The 20,530-nt window shown below is 71.6% G+C and carries 14 protein-coding genes; 8 read left to right on the plus strand and 6 right to left on the minus strand.

Annotated features, from left to right (window positions below; translation table 11 throughout):
- Positions 1–98 precede the first annotated feature (98 nt).
- Positions 99–3,116 (minus strand): alpha-mannosidase, encoded by a 3,018-nt coding sequence (locus BKI49_RS29720; protein ID WP_095937345.1) that lies wholly within the window; start codon positions 3,114–3,116, stop codon positions 99–101.
- Between the two features lie 222 nt (positions 3,117–3,338).
- Between BKI49_RS29720 and BKI49_RS29725 the strand changes: the two genes are divergently transcribed.
- Positions 3,339–3,788 carry an ATP-binding protein gene (locus BKI49_RS29725; RefSeq protein WP_257005007.1) on the plus strand — a complete coding sequence of 150 codons (450 nt, stop codon included), beginning with the start codon at positions 3,339–3,341 and terminating at the stop codon, positions 3,786–3,788.
- A gap of 76 nt (positions 3,789–3,864) precedes the next feature.
- On the opposite strand, the gene BKI49_RS29730 is transcribed toward BKI49_RS29725, so the two are convergent.
- Both BKI49_RS29730 and BKI49_RS29735 read right to left on the minus strand, forming a co-directional pair.
- The gene (locus tag BKI49_RS29730) at positions 3,865–4,905 is read right to left on the minus strand and encodes a DUF2637 domain-containing protein (RefSeq protein WP_095937346.1); all 1,041 of its coding nucleotides are present in this window, start codon (positions 4,903–4,905) and stop codon (positions 3,865–3,867) included.
- 313 nt (positions 4,906–5,218) lie between these two features.
- Complete coding sequence (locus BKI49_RS29735) at positions 5,219–6,100, minus strand: (2Fe-2S)-binding protein (protein WP_095937347.1); 882 nt, start codon at positions 6,098–6,100, stop codon at positions 5,219–5,221.
- Between the two features lie 156 nt (positions 6,101–6,256).
- Here BKI49_RS29735 and BKI49_RS29740 point away from each other — a divergent pair, with 156 nt between their 5' ends.
- Both BKI49_RS29740 and BKI49_RS29745 read left to right on the plus strand, forming a co-directional pair.
- The gene (locus tag BKI49_RS29740; protein ID WP_179332621.1) at positions 6,257–7,171 is read left to right on the plus strand and encodes a GntR family transcriptional regulator; all 915 of its coding nucleotides are present in this window, start codon (positions 6,257–6,259) and stop codon (positions 7,169–7,171) included.
- A gap of 146 nt (positions 7,172–7,317) precedes the next feature.
- Positions 7,318–7,629, plus strand: coding sequence for a hypothetical protein (locus tag BKI49_RS29745; protein ID WP_095937348.1), 312 nt, complete (start codon positions 7,318–7,320; stop codon positions 7,627–7,629).
- 236 nt (positions 7,630–7,865) lie between these two features.
- Here the strand turns inward: BKI49_RS29745 and BKI49_RS29750 are convergent, their stop codons facing one another.
- Positions 7,866–8,639, minus strand: a complete 774-nt coding sequence (locus tag BKI49_RS29750; protein WP_095937444.1) for a hypothetical protein — start codon at positions 8,637–8,639, stop codon at positions 7,866–7,868.
- A gap of 135 nt (positions 8,640–8,774) precedes the next feature.
- Complete coding sequence (locus BKI49_RS29755; protein WP_095937349.1) at positions 8,775–10,448, minus strand: PucR family transcriptional regulator; 1,674 nt, start codon at positions 10,446–10,448, stop codon at positions 8,775–8,777.
- 402 nt (positions 10,449–10,850) lie between these two features.
- Between BKI49_RS29755 and BKI49_RS29760 the strand changes: the two genes are divergently transcribed.
- The 5 genes from BKI49_RS29760 (at position 10,851) to BKI49_RS29780 (ending at position 17,670) form a co-directional block, all read left to right on the plus strand.
- Positions 10,851–11,741 (plus strand): FAD binding domain-containing protein, encoded by an 891-nt coding sequence (locus tag BKI49_RS29760; protein WP_095937350.1) that lies wholly within the window; start codon positions 10,851–10,853, stop codon positions 11,739–11,741.
- Positions 11,741–12,349 carry a (2Fe-2S)-binding protein gene (locus BKI49_RS29765; RefSeq protein ID WP_095937351.1) on the plus strand — a complete coding sequence of 203 codons (609 nt, stop codon included), beginning with the start codon at positions 11,741–11,743 and terminating at the stop codon, positions 12,347–12,349. The genes BKI49_RS29760 and BKI49_RS29765 overlap by 1 nt, the downstream gene beginning before the upstream one ends.
- A gap of 4 nt (positions 12,350–12,353) precedes the next feature.
- A complete protein-coding gene (locus tag BKI49_RS29770; protein WP_095937352.1) occupies positions 12,354–14,747 on the plus strand; it encodes a xanthine dehydrogenase family protein molybdopterin-binding subunit in 2,394 nt (797 codons plus the stop codon).
- Between the two features lie 269 nt (positions 14,748–15,016).
- Positions 15,017–16,474 (plus strand): NCS2 family permease, encoded by a 1,458-nt coding sequence (locus tag BKI49_RS29775; protein WP_095937353.1) that lies wholly within the window; start codon positions 15,017–15,019, stop codon positions 16,472–16,474.
- Between the two features lie 44 nt (positions 16,475–16,518).
- Positions 16,519–17,670, plus strand: a complete 1,152-nt coding sequence (locus tag BKI49_RS29780; RefSeq protein ID WP_095937354.1) for an XdhC family protein — start codon at positions 16,519–16,521, stop codon at positions 17,668–17,670.
- A gap of 15 nt (positions 17,671–17,685) precedes the next feature.
- Here the strand turns inward: BKI49_RS29780 and BKI49_RS29785 are convergent, their stop codons facing one another.
- Positions 17,686–20,448, minus strand: a complete 2,763-nt coding sequence (locus tag BKI49_RS29785) for a P-loop NTPase (protein ID WP_143658536.1) — start codon at positions 20,446–20,448, stop codon at positions 17,686–17,688.
- Positions 20,449–20,530: the final 82 nt, after the last annotated feature.

Below are 20,530 nucleotides of genomic sequence, written 5' to 3' on the forward strand. Positions count from 1 at the left end.
GCTCCGCCCCGGCTGCCCGAGCCGGTGGGTCCCCTCGACGACCGAGGGGACCCACCGGCGAGCAGGACATCGACGGCGCGGAGCGAGCGCCGGCGCGGCTACGCCGGGCGCAGCCGCAGCGTCAGGATCTGGAACGGCCGCAGGGTGAAGGGCCCCGCCGTCTCGTGGAGCGGCCGTTCCAGCAGGTCCGTCACCTCCGTACGGGCCACGGGGAAGCCCGCGGTCAGCTCGCAGCGTGCCCGGCCGCCCCGGGACTCGTACAGCCGCACCACCACATCGCCGCTGCGGTCCTCGGCGAGCTTGACCGACTCGACGGTGACGGCCGGGTTGTCGACGCTCACCAGCGGAGCGAGTGCCGGCGCCCCGGCCAGGCGCAGCGGCAGATTGAGCGCGAGTCCCTCCGCGACGGCGTCACCCACCTCCGCACCGGGCAGCAGTGCGTACGTGAAACGGTGGGTGCCGAGATCGGTCTCGGGGTCCGGGCTGTGCGGGGCACGCAGCAGCGTCAGCCGTACGGTCGTGCCGAGACCGTCCTCGTGCGCGCAGCGGGTCACGTCATGGCCGTACGTCGAGTCGTTGAGGACCGCCACGCCGTACCCGTCCTCGGCGACCCGCAGCCACCGGTGGGCGCAGATCTCGAACCGGGCCGCGTCCCAGCCGGTGTTGGCGTGGGTGGGACGGTGGACATGGCCGAACTGGATCTCGGCGGCGGAGCGTTCGGCGTGCACGTCGAGCGGGAAGGCGGCCTTGAGGACCTTCTCCGACTCCCGCCAGTCGACCTCGGTCACCACGTCCAGCCGACGGGCCGCCGCCGTCAGCCGGATGTCCTGGACGATCCGGGAGCTGCCGAAGGCGCGGGTGACCCGCACGACGGCCCGCAGCGGTCCGCTCTCCACGAGTTCCACCGACTCGGCGTCGGTCAGGTCCGTGCGGGTCCGCCGGTAGTGCCGGTCGATGTCCCAGGCGTCCCAGGCATTGGGGTGGTCGGGGTGGAGCTGCAGCAGATTGCCGGGACCGCACAGGACTTCCCGGCCGCGCGCGAGGTCCCGTACGGAGGTGAGCAGCCCGTCGCGGTCGATCCGCACCCGCAGCCACTCGTTCTCCAGCACGATCGTGTCGCCCGACCGCTCGGCCCGGACCCGGGCGCCCGCCGGGTCCGCCGTGTCCGGCACCGTGGCGCTCCCCAGTCCGGGCGCGGTCACCAGTGCGTCCCCGACCACTTCCGTCCGTTCGTAGGGCGAGGCGTTCAGCACGGCGGGCGCGCCGGATCCCAGTGCCCGCACGGCCCGGGCGGTCAGCTCGTCCACCTCGGCCAGCACCCGCGCGTACGTCTCCCGCGCCTCGCGGTGCACCCAGGCGATCGACGAGCCGGGCAGGATGTCGTGGAACTGGTGCAGCAGCACGGTCTTCCACAGCCGGTCGAGCGCGTCGTACGGATACACGTACGACGGTGTGCGCACCGCCGCGGCCGCGCACCACAGCTCGGCCTCGCGCAGCGCGTGTTCGGAGCGCCGGTTGCCCTGCTTCGTCTTCGCCTGCGTGGTGTAGGTGGCCCGGTGGAGTTCCAGGTACAGCTCGCCCGACCACACGGGCGCGTGGGTCCCGTACTCCTCCTCGGCCGCCGCGAAGAACGCCGAGGGCCTCTCGATCTCGACGCGCGGCGAGCCCTCCAGGGAGCGCAGCCGCCGCGCCTTCTCCAGCATCTCGCGGGTCGGCCCGCCGCCGCCGTCGCCCCACCCGAACGGCACGAGCGACCGGGTGGCCCGGCCCTTCTCCGCGAAGTTGCGTTCGGCGTGGGCGAGTTCACGGCCGTGGAACTGCGAGTTGTAGGTGTCGACGGGCGGGAAGTGGGTGAACACACGGGTCCCGTCGATGCCCTCCCACCAGAACGTGTGATGGGGCATCCGGTTGGACTGGTTCCAGCTCAGCTTCTGGGTGAGGAACCAGCGGACGCCCGCGAGTTTCGCCAGCTGCGGGAAGGCGGCCGTGTAGCCGAAGGAGTCCGGCAGCCAGATCTCCTCGGTCTCCACGCCGAACTCCTCCCGGAAGAACCGCTTGCCGTGCACGATCTGCCGGGCCAGTGCCTCGCCGCCGGGCATGTTGGCGTCCGACTCCACCCACATGGAGCCGACCGGGGCCCAGTTCCCCTCCTCCACGGCCTTCTTGATGCGTTCCCAGATGTGCGGCTGGTGCTCCTTCACCCAGGCGTACTGCTGGGCCTGCGAGCACGCGAACACCAGCTCGGGATAGTCACCGGCCAGTGCGGTGACGTTGGCGAAGGTGCGGGACGCCTTGCGGACGGTCTCGCGCAGCGGCCACAGCCACGCCGAGTCGATGTGGGCGTGCCCGGTCGCCGAGATCCGGTGCGCGCTCGCCGCCGCGGGCCGGGACAGCACCTCGGTGAGCGCGGCGCGGGCCGCGGGGGCCGTGCCGGGTACGTCGTGCAGGTCCAGGACGTCCAGCATGTCCTCCAGCGCCCGCAGGATCTCGTGCCGCCGCGGCCGGCCCGCGTCCAGTTCGTGCATCAGCTCCGAGAGCACCTCGATGTCGAGGACGAGCCGCCACACCTCTGGGTCGAGTACGGCGAGATCGGCAGCCGCGAATCGGTAGACGGGCCCATCGCCTGCGGTCAGCACGTCCCCGAGGTGCGTAGGCTCGAAGCCGTGCAGGACCGCCGGGTTGGCCGCCGCCTCCAGCAACAGGTGCACGGCCTCGCCTCCCCGCGCGGGCGCACCGACCGTCAGGTGCCGGTTGCGGGGGTGGATCCCCTTCAGGGGGATGCCGGCGGCGTCGTACAGGAGCCCCTCCGCCTGGAAGCCGGGGCCGTCACCGGTGAAGCCGGGGTCGACGACCACCTCGACGTGCCGGCCCCTCCATTCCTCGGGCACCCGGCCCTCGATGCGGAACCAGCTCGTCGACCAGGGCTTTCCCCAGAGCGTGCCGGTGGTGAAGGGCTCGTAGGCGGCCTGGAGCGCCTGGTCGACGGGGACCGGTTCGCCGGGCACGTGCCACACGGACAGGGCGAGCGGGACCCGGTCGGTGTACTGCGCGGGGCGCAGGAACTGCCGCAGCGCGCGCTCCAGGCGCGCCTCCACCAGCGAACGGTCGTCGTGCACGGCGGCTCCTCGGCGCTCGGACGGCTCTGTCCCGAGTGTCCCTTCCCCGCGTGAACACCGCGCACCCGCGTCGCCCCGGCGGGTGGTTGACGATTCGACATGACTGCCGCGTTCCCGCCTGGGCATGGATCCCCGTGAACGTGTTCGAGCTGGAGGGGAACCGACATCGGCACGCAGGCGGGGGTCATGAAGAGGCAGGCACGAGGAGGTGGTCCCACGGCCATGGGGGCCTCCTCCGCCAAGGCAGTGGAGGAAGCGGCCGACGGGGCGAGCGACGGGGAGGACGGCGCGCAGCTCAGGCGCCGGCTGGGCAGGGCGGACCTGCGGGCGGTGCCCGAGGTGCGCAGGGCTCTGCGAGAGTGGTTACGGCACTGGGGCAAGCCGGGATGCTCCGAGATAGCCGAGCTGCTGACCAGCGAGCTCGTCACCAACGCCCTCATCCACACCGACCGCGACGCGGTCCTGACGGCCACCGTCGGTCCCCGCGGACTCCGCGTCGAGGTCCGGGACTTCGTGGGACGCAGGCCCAGGCTGCGGTTACCGGACGCCGATGACGGTACGCACGGCAGAGGCCTGGTCCTCGTCCAGTCCCTGGCCGACGCCTGGGGGGTACGGGCGCACGGCGTGGGCAAGGCGGTGTGGTTCGAACTGGACGGCGGCGCGGTGTCGTAGACACCGCGCCGCCGTGGTGTTGTCCGGGCCCGGCCGGGATCCGGCCGGGCCGTCCGGCTCGTGCGGACCGGGGACCTCAGCCGAACTGCTGCTCGAGGTCCTTCAGCTTGCGCTCCAGCGAGTCGAGTCGCGGCAGGGCCATCGTGTCGTCCTCCGCGGTGAGGTCGACGGTGATCGGCTCAGTGCTCTTGCGGACGGGAGTGAGGGACGGCCGTGAGCGCACGGGCAGCTGCTCCGCGGTGGATATGGCAGGCTCCGCGGAGGCCTGGCCAGGCGCCCGCTCCACCGTCGCGGTCTCCAGCTCCCGGCCGCCGCCGCGGCCGGCCAGCCCTCGGTGACCCCGGCTGAGCGCCTTGAGGTGAGCGCGCTCGACCCGCTCCTGCTCCCGGCGGCGCAGCCGGTTCTGCTCCTTCTGACGCCGGTCCTCGCGGACCTCCTCGACGGCCTCGTCCAGGCTGCGGACGTTCTCCAGGAGCATCAGCGACCAGGCGCCGTACGTCTCCCGGGGCGCGCGCAGCCAGCGGACGATACGGATCTGCGGCAGCGGACGCGGGACCAGGCCCTGCTCGCGCAGCGCGGCACGCCGGGTCTGCTTCAGCGCGCGGTCGAACAGTACCGCGGCCGACAGGGACATGCCCGCGAAGAACTGCGGGGCGCCCGCGTGGTCGATGCCCCGGGGAGCGTGCACCCAGTTGAACCAGGCCGCGGCACCCGCGAACGTCCACACGAGTATCCGGGAGCCGAGCGCCGCGTCACCGTGGCTGGCCTCGCGCACCGCGAGCACGGAGCAGAACATGGCCGCGCCGTCCAGGCCGAACGGGACGAGGTACTCCCAGCCGTCGGAGAGGCCGAGGTTCTGCTGGCCGAAGCCGACCAGGCCGTGGAAGGACAGCGCCGCGGCGACCGCGGCGCAGCAGAACAACAGCACGTAGGAGGCCGTGCCGTAGATGGCCTCCTTGCGCCTGCGACGCTCCTCGCTGCGCTCCCATGAGTCGTCGCTGCTCGCGCTCTCCCCGGACCGTTTGCCGCGCGCGAGCACCGCCACCGCCGCCAGCAGTCCCAGGAGCAAGACGCCGCCCGGAAGCAGCCAGTTCAGCGATATGTCGGTCAGTCTCATCTGGGGTCCCTTGCATTGGGATAGGGCGTAACGCCCGCCATAGTGGCCCAATCCCGTCAGCCCTCTGGGGGTTTCGGGGCAAGAGGCCGCCAAGGGAGTGCAAGGGGATGCGCAGGGCGGCATTCTGCTCGAACTGCCGCGCGAGGGACGGGAGTTGAGTGCGAATAAGATTACCCGTACGGATGGTTCGACGGAAAGTTCCTGCGGCAAGTGAGGAAGTTGTGAATCGACTGCGATCCGCGGAGCCTCACCGTGCGGGGGGTCGCCGGAGTTGATCTTAGGGCACTCGTGGGCCGCTCCCGTCCGGGACGGCTCAACCGGCCGCGGCCGCCGCCAACTTGGCCACCCGGTCCGCGTCGCAGGTGCGCGGGCAGGTGGTGCAGGTGTCCTCCGGGCGCAGTGTGTAGAAGAAGCAGCAGGTCACCCTGTCGCGGGTGGGCAGGGACTCGCCGTTCGGACCGGTCAGCTCGCGGAACGCGGCGGAGCCGGCGTACGGCTGGGTCGCCCCCGGCAGCAGCAGCTCCAGCTCGCGCATCGCCCGCCGTTCCTCGCCGAGCAGGTGCGCGATGTACCAGAGCCCCTCGACGACCTCGTCGGTCGCCATGCCCCACAGCGCCCGGCCGCGCCGCCGCATGCGGGGGCCGAAGCCGCCGAGGACCGGCTCCAGGTGCTCGGCCACCGCGGTCCGCACCTCCGCGCGCAGCGCCTCCTCGTCGGGGACGACCCGGGCGCCCGGCAGCCCGGCCGCGGGGTCGCCGGGCAGGCAGGCGAAGGTCGGGACGCGGACAGCCATGCTGCCGAGCGTGCGCTCGTATGTGACGTCCTCCACAGCGAAGCGGGGGACACGGCGCCGCAGGAACCACGGCACGGTGATCAGCAGGCAGGCCGGCCAGGCGTACCGGTGCAGCCCGAAGCCGGCCACGACGTCGGGGCGCGCCCGCTGTCCGTAGTCCCGGATCACCTGCTCCTCGTCCCATGCGAGGAAGGCGTCGAGGTCGGCCCCGCCCGCCGCCAACCCCGCTGCGCAGACCCATCCCTCGCCCGACGGTGCCGCCTCACCGGGGCTCAGCTCGCGGACGCTCAGCCCGGGGAAGACCTCGGTCAGCCGGGCGTACGCGTCCCCGACGGGCGACGGTCGCCCGGGGGCGGCCGGGGTGTCCGTGGCCGCTCCGTCGGACAGGGCGGTAGTGGGCATGCGGGACCATCCGCTTCACGATCGTTAGCAGGTAAGCCTTACCTTACCCGTCACTTCGGGTGTTTGAACTGAGCCCATGTACGCCTATGGTGCTTGACGGACGGGTAACAACCGCCGCAATGACCCCCAAGTACCACCAAGCCCGGAGGAGGACCCGTGGAGCAGTCCGGTCCGCGCAGCGCGCACGGCTCCGCAGGCGCGGGGGCCCCGGACATCCGTACGGGGGCCGTCCGGGTGCCCGCACAGCCGCGGGCCGCGGACATGGACCGGGGCACGGGCAGGGAGCGGACGCGGGGCGGGGTCCCCGACGGCGCCGTGCCCGGCGCGGGCGCCGGTGCCGCCCGGGGTGTGGCCGGACCCGAGGCCGGGGGCCTGGCCCGTGCCCGCGGCGAGCACACGCACAGCGAGCCGCCCCTCCCGCGCCCCCGGGTCGAGGGCGTCCGCCCCGTCGTGCAGCGCTCCTCCGTGCGCGGGCAGATCCTGGACGCCCTGCGCACCGCGCTCGTCGCGGGCGAGCTCGCCCCGGGGGAGGTGTACTCGGCACCCGTGCTCGGCGAACGGTTCGGGGTGTCCGCGACCCCCGTACGGGAGGCGATGCAGCAGCTCGCCCTGGAGGGCGCGGTCGAGGTCGTCCCCAACCGGGGCTTCCGGGTCGTCGAACGCGGCACCCGGGAACTGGGCGAGCTCGCCGAGGTCCGCGCCCTGATCGAGGTGCCGGTGATGCTGCGCCTCGCGCGCACCGTGCCCGCCGGGCGCTGGGCGGAGCTGCGCCCCCTCGCCGAGGCCACCGCGCGCGCCGCGTCCTCCGGCTGCCGCGCCACCTACGCCGAGTCCGACCGGGCCTTCCACCGCGCGGTGTTGGCGCTGTCCGGGAACAACCAGCTGGTGCAGATCGCGGACGACCTGCACCGGCGCGCCCAGTGGCCGCTCGTCGGCGGTCCCGTCTCCCGGGGCCGGGCCGACCTGGTGGCCGACGCGGCCGAACACGGAGCCCTCCTCGACGCGTTGATCGCCGAGGACCTGCCGGTCGTGCAGTCGCTGGTGCGCGAGCACTTCGCCGGGGCGTCCTGACCCCACCGGCAGGCGCCCTTCCCCTCCCACGTGTCACGGAGCGGTATCCGCCGTGCAACACACCGTGACGCCGGGAACCCGCCGCGCGGCGCGGGCGTGGCCCCCGGTACACGGCGAGAGCCGGACCGACACCGGGGGAGATTCCGATGCCCGACCCGTCCTGGATGGCCCAGCAACAAGCCCAGCAGGCCGCGCAGCAGGCGCAGCAGATCCACCAGAACCACGTACGCAGCCACCGCGAGATGCACGACACGGCCCGCGCCCACGCGCGCCACTCCGGGTCGCCCCATCTGCACCGCCCCGTGCCGTACGGCGGCGGCCGGAGCGGGGGACTGCGCGGCTTCCTCACCCTCCTGGTGATCGCGGGCGTGGTCGTCTACGTGGCCCGCGACCCCGAACTCCGCACCACGGTCCAGGAGTTCGCCCGCACCCTGCTGGCCCGCGTCCAGAGCGGCTGACGCACGGGCGGGCGCGTACGGCGGCCTGCTCGCCGGTCCGTGCCCGGAGCGAGCTCGGCGGCGGGCGCCCTCGGCCGGCTGTTCGCCGGTCGGTCACCCGGAGCGGGCTGCCCCACGGACGCGTGGACCCGGCGACCTTGTGCGCCGGGTCCCGCCCGGATCGGGCGGGCGGGACCCGGCCGTCTCTCGTCCCGGCCGCCCGGAGCGGGCGAACCCGCTGCCGAGGACGCCGGTGGTCAGGCCGTGGCCGCCGGTGGGGCCAGTTGGCGGGCCAGCCAGGTCGGAACGCCGCCGAGCAGACGGAACAGGCGGCCCGCCTCCGCCCGCAGGCGGGACGCCTCCGGTTCGGTCTCGGCGTCCGCCAGTGACGCCAGCGCGGGGGCCGTGCCCACGAGGTAGCCCAACTCCTCGCGGATCCGCAGCGATTCGGCGAACCCGTGCCGTGCCTCGGCCAACTCGCCGTCCCGCAGGGCGAGTCCGGCCAGATGTCGCCAGGTGAAGGAGAGCAGCAGCGGGTCGTCGTGGGCCACCGCGCCCGCGTGCGCGCGCCGGTAGGCGGCGCGGGCGGCCTGCGGGGAGCGCGCGAGGTTCTCGGCGAGCAGTCCGCGCCGGAAGTCCAGCAGGGCCCGGCCCCGGGCCCCGGGCGCGAGCAGCGCGGCGGCCCGGCCGAGCGCGGCCCGCGCCTCGTCCGCCCGGTCGCGCACGCCGAGCAGCGTCGCCGCGTACGCGAGCTGCCCCCGCTCACAGGCCGCCGCACCGCGCTCGTCGTCGCTCTGCGCGACCGCCTCCGCGGTCCGCAGCGCGTCCTCCGCGTCGGCCCAGCCCTGTTCGGTGTACAGGCACCGTTCGACGAGCAGCGACGCCCGCTGGAGCGCCGCCTCCGCGGTGTGCGGCTGGAGCAGCGCGGCCGCGTCGGCCCAGCAGGCTCGCGAGCGCAGCCGCCATACCGCGGTCTGGAGTGGATCGTCCCCTGCAGTCGTTCCGTGACCAGACATGGCGGTATGCGCCACGTTGCCCTCCCCGAGCACACCATTGAGCTGTTGAGTGGTGGCATCTCAGCACGGATCGCGGGGCGCGGCCAAGAGGGTGGGTGAAGGATTTCACAAAGTCATAGGTGTTCGGCCGCCGCTCGCGGACGCCGCGCATCAGCTCATACGCAGTGCCAGGAAGAAGTCCAACTTGTCCTCCAGGCGTGACAGATCACGACTCGTCAACTGTTCGATCCGTCCGACGCGGTAGCGCAGCGTGTTGACGTGCAGGTGCAGACGGGTGGCGCAACGCGTCCAGGAACCGTCGCAGTCCAGGAACGCCTCCAGGGTGGGGATCAGCTCCGCGCGGTGCCGGCGGTCGTAGTCCCGCAGCGGGTCCAGGAGCCGGGCCGTGAAGGCGCGGCGCACGTCGTCCGGCACGAAGGGCAGCAGGAGCACGTGCGAGGCCAGCTCCTGGTGTCCCGCCGCGCAGACGCGGCCGGGGCGCGCTGCGGCGACCCTGCGGGCGTGCCGGGCCTCCTCCAGCGCCCCGCGCAGACCCTCCGCCGAGTGCACGGCGGCGCTGACGCCGAGGGTGAGCCGCCCGTCGTCGTCGAGTCCGGCGGACAGCGGGTCCCGCACCGCCTCCAGGAGCGAGTCGGCGAGCAGTCCCTCCTCGGAGCCGTCGTGTTCCGCGGACACCGCCGGGAGCGGGACGAGCGCGATGGCCTCATCGCCCGTATGGGCGACCGCTATCCGGTCGGAGTGCTCGGGGCCGGCGGACAGCGGGTCGACGAGGATCTCCTCCAGCAGCGACTGGGCGACCGGGCCCCCCTCGATCTCGCCGCCCTCCCACTCGACGCGCGCCACGACCACCTGCCAGTGCGGGGCGGCGCCGAGCCCGGGCAGCAGGACCGGTGCCGCGACCCGCAGCCGCGCCGCGATCTCGGCCGGCGCCGCCCCCGTCTGCACCAGCTCCAGCACCTCCTGCGCGAGCCGCCGCCGTACCGTGCGGGCCGCGTCGCGCCGGTCCCGCTCCACCGCGATCAGCTGGGTGACGCCCTGGAGCAGGTCGAGCCGCTCCTCGGGCCAGTCCCCGGCGTCCGCCTCGACGGCGAGCAGCCAGTCGGAGAGCACGGTCTCGCGCACGTCCCGCGAGGCACCGGAGGACCGCCCGGACGCGCGGATCGGGAAGAGCGAGTACGTGGCCGTGCCGACCGTCACCCGGTGCGGGCCGCGGCGGCCGGTGCGGGCCGCGGCCAGGTGCTCGGCGGCCAGCCTGGCGCACACGTCGGCCGGCAGGGCCGCCCCGGCGACCTTCGATCCGGCGATGGGCCGCCCGGTGGGCGACAGGACCCAGGCCCGCAGGTCCAGGTCGCTGCCGAGCAGGTCGAGGACCACGTCGGGGCCGCCGCCGGTCGGGCCGGACGTCATCATCCGCCGGTGCCGGTCCACCACGGCCGCCAGGTCCCCGGCCCGCTCGCCCGAGACCTGGCGCACGACGTGCTCGGTGATCGTCGCGAAGGCCACCGACTCGTTCACCGCGAACAGCGGCAGCCGGTGCCGGGCGCAGGCCAGGATCAGGTCGTCCGGCACGTCGCCCAGTTCCGCCTCACCGGCGGCGAGGGCGGCGACCCCGGCGCCGGCGAGGATGCGTACGAAGGACTCGGAGTCGGCGGCGCCGTGCCGCCAGGCGAGGCCGGTGAGGACCAGCTCGCCGCCCGAGAGGTACCGGCTGGGGTCCTTGAGGTCCGTGGTCATCACGCCGCGCACCGCGCGGTCCAGCTCGTCCTCGCCGCCGAGCAGCCGCAGGCCCAGCGCGTCGGTGTCCAGCAGTGCGCGCAGCCGCATTCTCGTCGCCGCCGTTCTGTGTCTCGAAATCTACGATGGTTCTGTGGCGAGGACCCCTGTGGGTCGCCCCCTCGGGAGCGGGGCGCGGGTCCTCAGAGCGGTGGCCGTGGCCTCCGTGTGGCCGTGTCCTGGGCTTTCGTGAGCGGTGCTCCTCGATTCCCAGGTCGTGCCGGATGTTTCCAGAGGAAAGCGAAGAGGTTACTGATGACCTCCGTTCATACGAATCTACAAGATGAGCTCCCTGGCCAGCCAACTCCTTCATGGTTTCGGTGACTGACCCCGGTGCGGGACGGCGCTGTGTACTGGCCCCACTCCGCGTAAACAACTCATGAACGAGCCGGGCCCGCCGCACACGATCTGGCTTGAACAGAACGACCCACGATACGAAGAAGAGAGCCACTCATGGACTTCCTTCGCCCCGCCAGCTGGGAGGAGGCGCTCGCCGCCAAGGCTGAGCACCCCACCGCTGTGCCGATTGCGGGTGGCACCGATGTGATGGTCGAGATCAACTTCGACCACCGCCGGCCCGAGTACCTCCTGGATCTCAACCGCATCGGCGAGCTGAGCGAGTGGGAGGTCGGCGAGGAGAGCGTGCGCCTGGGCGCCTCCGTTCCGTACACCCAGATCATGGAGAACCTGCGCGGCGAGCTTCCCGGCCTGGCGCTGGCCTCCCACACGGTGGCCTCCCCGCAGATCCGCAACCGCGGCGGCGTCGGCGGAAACCTGGGCACCGCCTCCCCGGCCGGCGACGCCCACCCCGCCCTCCTCGCCGCCGGCGCCGAGGTCGAGGTCGAGTCGGTACGCGGCTCCCGCCTCATCCCGATCGACGAGTTCTACACCGGCGTGAAGCGCAACGCGCTCGCCGCCGACGAACTGATCCGCGCCGTCCACGTCAAGAAGGCCGACGGCCCCCAGCAGTACTCGAAGGTCGGCACCCGCAACGCCATGGTCATCGCGGTGTGCGCCTTCGGCCTCGCCCTGCACCCGCGGACCCGCACGGTCCGCACCGGCATCGGCTCCGCGGCACCCACCCCGGTCCGCGCGAAGACCGCCGAGGACTTCCTGAACGCGGCGCTCGAAGAGGGCGGCTTCTGGGACAACGGAAAGATCATCACCCCGTCGGTCGCCAAGCAGTTCGCGGACCTGTGCTCCGCCGCCTGCAACCCGATCGACGACGTCCGGGGCACGGCGAGCTACCGCCGCCACGCGGTCGGCATCATGGCCCGCCGCACCCTGACCTGGACCTGGGAGTCGTACCGCGGCACCGCCGCCGCCACGGAGGGAGTCGCGTAATGCGCGTCAATTTCACGGTCAACGGCCGTCCACAGGAGGCCGACGACGTCTGGGAGGGCGAGTCCCTCCTCTACGTCCTGCGCGAGCGCCTGGGCCTGCCCGGCTCCAAGAACGCCTGTGAGCAGGGCGAGTGCGGTTCCTGCACGGTCCGCCTCGACGGCGTGCCGGTGTGTTCGTGTCTGGTCGCAGCCGGCCAGGTCGAGGGCCGCGAGGTCGTCACGGTCGAGGGGCTCGCCGACTTCGCCAAGCAGCGTGCGGAGCACGGTGGTTGCGCGACCGGCGCCTGCGGATCCGCCGAGAAGGCCGGAACGTCGCTCGACGCTGCGAAGCAGTGGGCGGCCAAGGGTCACGACTCGCAGACCGGTGAGGGCGTCGAACTCTCGCCCATCCAGGAGGCGTTCATCGACGCCGGTGCCGTCCAGTGCGGATTCTGCACCCCGGGTCTGCTGGTCGCCGCCGACGAGATGCTGGAGCGCAACCCGAACCCGAGCGACGCGGACATCCGCGAGGCGCTGTCGGGCAACCTGTGCCGCTGCACGGGCTACGAGAAGATCATGGACGCCGTCCGGCTCGCCGCCGCGCGCCAGTCCGCGCCCGAGGGGGTCTGACGCCATGGCCGACACACGTACCACCGGCATCCCGTCCAAGGTGACCCAGGGGTCGAAGACCAAGGGCGGCATCGGGGAGTCCACCCTCCGCCCGGACGGCACCCTCAAGGTCACCGGCGAGTTCGCCTACTCGTCCGACATGTGGCACGAGGACATGCTGTGGGGGCAGATCCTGCGCTCCACGGTCGCCCACGCCGAGATCGTGTCGATCGACACCTCCGAGGCCCTCGCGCAGCCCGGCGTCTACGCCGTCATGACGTACGACGACCTGCCGACCGCCGTGAAGAACTACGGCCTGGAGATCCAGGACACCCCGGTCCTCGCGCACGGCCGGGTCCGCCACCACGGCGAGCCCGTCGCGATCGTCGCCGCCGACCACCCGGAGACCGCGCGCCGCGCCGCCGCGAAGATCAAGGTCGAGTACCGCGAACTGCCCGTCATCACGGACGAGGCGTCCGCGACCGCGCCCGACGCGATCCTCATCCACGACAACCGCGACGACCACCACATCGGCCACGTCCCGCACCCGAACATCGTGCACCGTCAGCCGATCATCCGCGGCAACGCCGACGAGGCCGCGAAGAAGGCCGACTTCGTCGTCAAGGGCGAGTACACCTTCGGCATGCAGGACCAGGCCTTCCTGGGCCCGGAGTCCGGCCTCGCGGTGCCGGGCGAGGACGGCGGCGTCGACCTCTACATCGCCACCCAGTGGCTCCACTCCGACCTGCGCCAGATCGCCCCGGTCCTCGGCCTGCCGGAGGACAAGGTCCGGATGACGCTCTCCGGCGTCGGCGGCGCCTTCGGCGGCCGCGAGGACCTGTCGATGCAGATCCACGCCTGCCTGCTGGCGCTGCGCACCGGCAAGCCCGTCAAGATCGTCTACAACCGGTTCGAGTCCTTCTTCGGACATGTCCACCGGCACCCGGCGAAGCTGTACTACGAGCACGGCGCCACCAAGGACGGCAAGCTCACGCACATGAAGTGCAGGATCGTCCTGGACGGCGGCGCCTACGCGTCGGCCTCCCCGGCGGTCGTCGGCAACGCCTCCTCGCTGAGCGTCGGCCCGTACGTGATCGACGACGTCGACATCGAGGCCATCGCGCTCTACACCAACAACCCGCCCTGCGGCGCCATGCGCGGCTTCGGCGCGGTGCAGGCGTGCTTCGCCTACGAGGCCCAGATGGACAAGCTCGCCGACGCGGTGGGCATGGACCGGGTCGAGTTCCGGCAGCTCAACGCCATGGAACAGGGCACGATCATGCCGACCGGACAGCCGGTCGACTCACCGGCCCCCGTCGCCGAACTGCTGCGCCGCATCAAGGCGATGCCGCTGCCGCCCGAGCGCCAGTGGGAGAGCTCCGAGGGCGCCGACGTACGGCAGTTGCCCGGCGGCCTGTCCAACACCACGCACGGCGAGGGCGTCGTCCGCGGCATCGGCTACGCGGTCGGCATCAAGAACGTCGGCTTCTCCGAGGGCTTCGACGACTACTCGACCGCGAAGGTCCGCATGGAGGTCGTGGGCGGCGAGCCCGTCGCCACGGTCCACACCGCGATGGCCGAGGTCGGCCAGGGCGGCGTCACGGTCCACGCACAGATCGCCCGCACCGAGCTGGGCGTCACTCAGGTGACCATCCAACCCGCCGACACACAGGTGGGCAGCGCCGGTTCGACGTCCGCGTCACGCCAGACGTACGTCACCGGTGGCGCCGTCAAGAACTCCTGCGAGCTGGTGCGCGAGAAGGTCCTGGAGCTCGGCCGGCGCAAGTTCGGCACCTACCACCCCGCGTGGGCGACGGCCGAACTCCTCCTGGAGGGCGGCAAGGTCGTCACCGACGGCGGCGAGGTCCTCGCCGATCTGGCCGACGTGCTCGAAGGCGAGGCCGTCGAGGTCGAGGCCGAGTGGCGGCACCGTCCGACGGAGGCGTTCGACCTGCGCACCGGCCAGGGATTCGGGCACGTCCAGTACTCGTTCGCCGCGCACCGCGCCGTCGTCGAGGTGGACACCGAGCTCGGCCTGGTCAAGGTCGTCGAACTGGCCTGCGCCCAGGACGTCGGCAAGGCACTCAACCCGCTGTCCGTCGTCGGCCAGATCCAGGGTGGCACCACCCAGGGCCTCGGCGTGGCGGTCATGGAGGAGATCATCGTCGACCCGAAGACCGCGAAGGTGCGCAACCCCTCCTTCACGGACTACCTGATCCCCACGATCCTCGACACGCCGACCATCCCCGTCGACGTGCTCGAACTCGCCGACGACCACGCCCCGTACGGGCTCCGTGGCATCGGCGAGGCCCCGACCCTGTCGTCCACCCCGGCCGTCCTCGCGGCGATCCGGAACGCGACGGGTCTGGAGCTCAACCGGACGCCGGTTCGCCCCGAGCACCTCACGGGCACCGCGTAGGCACCGGGCAGGACTCTCCGGGCGGCGCAGGGAACGTCACACTTCGTCGCGCCGCCCGGAGTACTCAAGCGCCGCACCGCTCGCGGAGCTTGAACCATCGGAAAGTGATCGACGTCAGTACCAGCAGCAGATCCTGATCGTTCGTCTCGGGCCGTCCCCCGGGTCGTGCGGCCGAAGCACCTTCCCAAATCCCCCAGCCGCACGAGCGGTTGATCAGCCGTCAGGGCGGCTGTCTCGGGTGCCCCTTTGAACCTTGGGAGTAGGCCCACATGACCCAGCAGTCTCTGGAGCCGAAGACCGTCGCGGAGGACGCGGGCGCGGGTAGCCGCGTCCCGGCCGGACGGTCCTGGCTCGACCGGTACTTCCACATATCCCAGCGGGAGAGCTCGATCGCGCGCGAGGTGCGCGGCGGCGTCACCACCTTCATGGCGATGGCGTACATCCTGTTGCTCAACCCCCTCATCCTGTCCGGCAAGGACGCGGCGGGGGACACGCTCGGCCAGAAGGCCCTGATCACCGCGACCGCGTTCGCGGCGGCCTTCACCACGCTTCTGATGGGGTTCGTCGGCAAGGTGCCGCTCGCCCTCGCCGCCGGACTCTCCGTCTCCGGTGTGCTCTCCTCGCAGGTCGCCCCGCAGATGACCTGGCCGCAGGCCATGGGCATGTGTGTGATGTACGGCGTCGTGATCATGCTCCTGGTCGTCACCGGCCTGCGCGAGATGATCATGAACGCGATCCCGTTGGCACTGAAGCACGCCATCACCATGGGCATCGGCCTGTTCGTCGCCCTCATCGGCCTGGTGAAGGCCGGCTTCGTGCACCAGGGCAAGTCGACCCCGGTGACCCTCGGCCCGACCGGTGAACTCGCCGGCTGGCCGGTCCTGCTCTTCGCGGCGACCCTGCTCGCGATCTTCATGCTCCAGGCGCGCGGCATCCCCGGCGCGATCCTGATCGGCATCGTCGGCGGCACCGTGGTCGCCGTGGTCCTGAACGCGGCCGGTGTCATCGACCCCGAGCAGTGGGCCAGCGGCGCCCCCGAACTGCACGGCAGCGCCGTCTCGATGCCGGACTTCTCGCTCTTCGGCAAGGTCGAGTTCGGCGGCTGGGGCGAAGTGGGCGCGATGACGGTCGGCATGATCGTCTTCACCCTCGTGCTCGCCGGGTTCTTCGACGCGATGGCCACCATCATCGGCGTCGGCACCGAGGCCAAGCTCGCCGACGCGCAGGGCCGGATGCCGGGCCTGTCCAAGGCCCTGTTCATCGACGGTGCGGGCGGCGCGGTCGGCGGCGTCGCCGGCGCCTCCGGCCAGACGGTCTTCGTCGAATCGGCGACCGGCGTCGGCGAGGGCGCCCGCACGGGCCTCTCCTCCGTCGTCACCGGCCTGTTCTTCGCGGCCTGCCTGTTCTTCACCCCGCTCACGGCGATCGTCCCCGGCGAGGTCGCCGCGGCGGCCCTGGTCGTCATCGGCGCCATGATGATGATGAACGCCCGCCACGTGGACTGGGCCGACCGCGCCACCGCGATCCCGGTCTTCCTGACCGTCGTGATCATGCCCTTCACGTACTCGATCACCGCGGGAGTCGCGGCCGGAGTGATCTCGTACGTCGCCATCAAGATTGCCCAGGGCAAGGCCCGGGAGATCGGGGCGTTCATGTGGGGTCTGACGTTGATCTTCTTCGTCTACTTCGCCCTCAACCCGATCGAAAGCTGGATGGGCGTCCACTGACGCCCGGCCACCCACCACGCAACCGCTGTCAAGGAGACCGAGAGATGCTGGACATCGCCGAAGAGCTGCACCGGTGGGTCGAGCAGGGACGCGATTTCGCCGTCGCCACCGTCGTGGCCGTAGGCGGCAGCGCACCCCGCCAGCCGGGCGCCGCACTCGCGGTCGACTCCGACGGCACGGCGATCGGCTCGGTCTCCGGCGGTTGCGTGGAGGGCGCGGTCTACGAACTGTGCCGACAGGCCCTGGAGGACGGCGAGACCGTCCTCGAACGCTTCGGCTACAGCGACGACGACGCCTTCGCGGTCGGCCTGACCTGCGGCGGCATCATCGACATCCTGGTCACCCCGGTGCGCGCCGGCGACGCCGCCCGGGCGGTGCTGGCGGACGCGCTGGCCGCCGCCGCGGGCGGGCGGGCGGCGGCGGTGGCACGCGTCGTCTCCGGGCCCGCGGAACTGAGGGGCCGCGCCCTCCTCGTACGCCCCGACGGCTCCTACGAGGGCGGCTTCGGCGCCCACCCCGAACTCGACCGCACCGTGGTGGGGGAGGCCGCCGCCTTCCTGGACGCGGGGCGCACCGGCACCCTGGAGATCGGGGAGCAGGGCTCCCGCTGCGGAGCACCGCTGACCGTGCTCGTCGAGTCCTCGGTGCCGCCGCCCCGCATGATCGTCTTCGGGGCGATCGACTTCGCCTCGGCCCTCGTCCGCATCGGCAAGTTCCTGGGCTACCGGGTGACGGTGTGCGACGCCCGCCCGGTCTTCGCGACGGCCGCCCGCTTCCCCGAGGCGGACGAGATCGTCGTCGAGTGGCCCCACACGTATCTGGAGGGCACCGAGACCGACTCCAGGACGGTGCTGTGCGTGCTGACCCACGACGCCAAGTTCGACGTACCGCTGCTCCGGCTCGCCCTGCGGCTCCCGGTGGCGTACGTCGGCGCGATGGGGTCGCGCCGCACCCATCTGGAGCGCAACGACCGCCTGCGCGAAGTCGGCGTCACCGAACTGGAGCTGGCGCGGCTGAGGTCGCCGATCGGCCTGGATCTCGGCGCCCGCACGCCGGAGGAGACGGCCCTGTCCATCGCCTCGGAGATCGTCGCCGACCGGCGTGGCGGCAGCGGCACGTCGCTGACCGGCGCGCACACGCCGATCCACCACGATGCGGGGTCGGTGCCCGTGGAGCGGATCGGGTCGGTGGCCTGACCCTGCTTCCTCGGGTCAGCGAAGTTCCTTGCGGGGAAGGACCGACGTGCTCCCCCTGGCCAGAACAGGAGCAAGGGACCGATCGGCTGTCGGCAGCAACGCGTCCACCGCTGCCTGCACCGCCGCCCATGCATCGACTCCTTCGAGTTCCGAGGCGCGGCAGGTCCTGAGATAGTCGCGGTGGCGTTGCAGGTGGTTGGTGTTCCTCCGGTTGAGCCGACGTTCCGACGCCAGCCCCACGACTCCGCGCAGTGCGTTGAGGAACACGGGATCGGACGACTTCGAGTGCAGCTCGGACAACCCGACGCCCATGCTCAACAGTCTGACCACCACGTCCTCCTCCTGAACAGACAAAGGCAGAGCGATACCGCAGAGCAGAACGTTGGAGGCGTAATCGTCTGCCAGCCCGGCGACGGTGCCCCAGGCCGGGAAGAACTTGACCTCCGATTCGCGATCGGTCATCGACGACAACTCGCGACCCGTGCGAGCCGCGACGCTCAGCGCATCCTCGAGACGGTCCGCACGGCGCAGCGTGATGATCTGGGCCGTGCGGAAACTGAGCCGCTGGGGTGCCGCGGCGACAGCGGCTTCAGCCGCTGCGACGGATTCCAGTGGAAAGCGCCGCTCGGTCGGTCCGGCCAGGCCCAGGGCCAGATAGGCGGCCGCGTGGAGGTCGTTCTCGAAGTCGCCCGTGACCTGGTGAATCTCGACCGCCGCGGCGGTCAGCCTCTGGGCGAGAGAGGGGAGTTCGAGAGGGTCCTGCTCCTGACTGATCTGCAGGGCAGCATCCGCGATGGAGAGGTGTCGAACCCAAAGATCGCGCCCATCGCCGGACACCGCCGCTTCCCTCCCCAGCGGATTCGTGACTTCCCATTCGACGGCCTCGGACGGTTTCAGGCCGACGGCATGGGCGAGGACTCGCTGTGACAGCGGGGCGGCCTGGTTCTTGGAAGGGTCGAAGGCGGTATGGAGCAACGCGATCATCAGGAAGCATTCACGCAGCGTGCGATCCCCGACGGGCGAGTACGCCTTGAGTCGCTGGAGCATCTCACCCACGTGGTCACGCAGCAGCGGGCCGTAACGCAGCTGGAGCATGGCACCCACGAGAGCGCTGTCGCGGCGTCCGTAGGAGGCTGCGGCCAGTCGGACGAGTTTGCCGGCCCGCTCGTCATCCGGGGTCCTGCCGAGTTCGCCCAGCGCGTCCAGTTCTTTCCAGGCGGCAATGAGATCTCGACCGTCCTGCTCACCGAGGCCGAGGCAAGGGACCGTCTCCAGCGCCCCGCGCAGCCGTCCGGGAGCGCCTCGGTCGCGCCACTCCCGCTCCTGTGCGGTCAGGAGAACGTGGATGTCGGTACGGCCGTGTGCTTCGCATGCCGACACGAGTTGCTGCAAGTCGTCGACGACCAGCGCCCCGTCCTCGCTGACCAGAAGAATGTGCCGGCCGGGTCGGTGCGGTACAGCGAGCAGGGCGTTGAGATCGAATGTCGTCCTGGGCTTGCGCCAGTAGACCGTGATGTCGTCGCGGGCCCTGACGAGGTCGACGGTCGCCTGTCGCAGGGCGATGCTCTTGCCCTCGCCCATGGGTGCCACGGCGGCCACGATGCTCTTGGCGAGCCCGTCGTCGAGACACCTGTGCACTCTGCCGGTCAACGCTCCGACGAGGGACAGCCGGGGGACCCGGACGTCGAGCGCTGTGCGCCAGTCCGGTTCGGCGCCGTCGAAGAACCCGATCACCTGGTCCGCGTCGTGCTTCCGGCGCGCCTCCTTCTCGAGGAAGGCGGGGGTCACCTGCAGCCAGCCGTCCAGATCGGGCTGGGGAGCGGCCTGCAGATACTCGTCGAGCAGCGCCGGAAGCATTTCGTTGGCGTCGATACCGTCGTAGAAGTACGTGCGCGGTGCCGAATTGAGCTCCTTGAAGAGCCCGGACGCGAAGTCGGCTTCGGTGAGCTTGGTGTACGAGCACCAGATCAGGTCGATGCCCGTCATCTCCTGCTCCTGCACCCGATCGCGCAGCGACCGGGAAAAGGCGTCGTCCCAACCGCTGTAGCCGATCACCACCACTGTGTGGTCGCGCAGTGACTCGCGCAGGCTGCCCCGGAGTTGGCTCCGCTCCTTCCCCAACTGGGCGACGGTGTGCAGTGTGTCGCCACGGCGCCAGTATCCGTGCACATGCGCGATGTCGATGTTGTTCGTGTGATCGCCTCGGATCAGCCTGCCGTCGAGGTCGAAGTACTGGAAGTTCGCTTCGGCGCCGGCTTTGCGCACGGCGATCTCCAGCAGTGGGTCGAAGTTCGTGGTGATCACCGGGCCGCGGCGCTCCGCGGGCACGAAGCGCAACAGCCTGCCCAGCGCCTCCACGGCCCGCGTGAGCTTCCACTGGTCGAATTGCTCCTCGACACCCGCGAGTTCACGCGGATCATTGCGCCGGTAGAGACTCGTCCTGGAAGGGCTCTTGCCCTTGTAGGCCCGCAGCACCGCGGCACGGATGGCCGAGTTCAGAGCGTCCTGGCCGACGTTGTACTCAAGGAAGTGGGCCGCCTGCTGGTACCTCTCGCCGTCGCTCGGCCCGATGACCTTCTGGTCGAACCTGTCGCGGCTTCTGGGGGCGTCGAGCATTTTGCGCATGGCATCGACGATCCCGCCGACCCCCTCCACGGCTCCCACGCTGATGCCCGAGCCGGTGACGAAGGCGATCGGCTTGTCACCCTTGAGCAGGAGCGAAAGCAGGCGGGTGATCAGGTCGTCCTGATCGCCGGTCAACACCCCGTTGGTTGCCACAGAATCAACTCCCGCACATGGTCCGCGAATCCCTCGATTCTATGGCGGCTCACGCGTCGCGGTTGACGACGGAACTTGTACC

Source organism: Streptomyces sp. Tue6028 (assembly GCF_002300165.1).
Lineage (GTDB): Bacteria > Actinomycetota > Actinomycetes > Streptomycetales > Streptomycetaceae > Streptomyces > Streptomyces siamensis.

Excerpts from the sequence above, each read along its gene's own strand:
- BKI49_RS29725 (WP_257005007.1), top strand. The coding sequence starts at position 3,339 with ATGGGGGCCTCCTCCGCCAAGGCAGTGGAGGAAGCGGCCGACGGGGCG.
- BKI49_RS29730 (WP_095937346.1), bottom strand. The coding sequence starts at position 4,905 with ATGAGACTGACCGACATATCGCTGAACTGGCTGCTTCCGGGCGGCGTC.
- BKI49_RS29735 (WP_095937347.1), bottom strand. The coding sequence starts at position 6,100 with ATGCCCACTACCGCCCTGTCCGACGGAGCGGCCACGGACACCCCGGCC.
- BKI49_RS29745 (WP_095937348.1), top strand. The coding sequence starts at position 7,318 with ATGCCCGACCCGTCCTGGATGGCCCAGCAACAAGCCCAGCAGGCCGCG.
- BKI49_RS29755 (WP_095937349.1), bottom strand. The coding sequence starts at position 10,448 with ATGCGGCTGCGCGCACTGCTGGACACCGACGCGCTGGGCCTGCGGCTG.
- BKI49_RS29760 (WP_095937350.1), top strand. The coding sequence starts at position 10,851 with ATGGACTTCCTTCGCCCCGCCAGCTGGGAGGAGGCGCTCGCCGCCAAG.
- BKI49_RS29765 (WP_095937351.1), top strand. The coding sequence starts at position 11,741 with ATGCGCGTCAATTTCACGGTCAACGGCCGTCCACAGGAGGCCGACGAC.
- BKI49_RS29770 (WP_095937352.1), top strand. The coding sequence starts at position 12,354 with ATGGCCGACACACGTACCACCGGCATCCCGTCCAAGGTGACCCAGGGG.
- BKI49_RS29775 (WP_095937353.1), top strand. The coding sequence starts at position 15,017 with ATGACCCAGCAGTCTCTGGAGCCGAAGACCGTCGCGGAGGACGCGGGC.
- BKI49_RS29780 (WP_095937354.1), top strand. The coding sequence starts at position 16,519 with ATGCTGGACATCGCCGAAGAGCTGCACCGGTGGGTCGAGCAGGGACGC.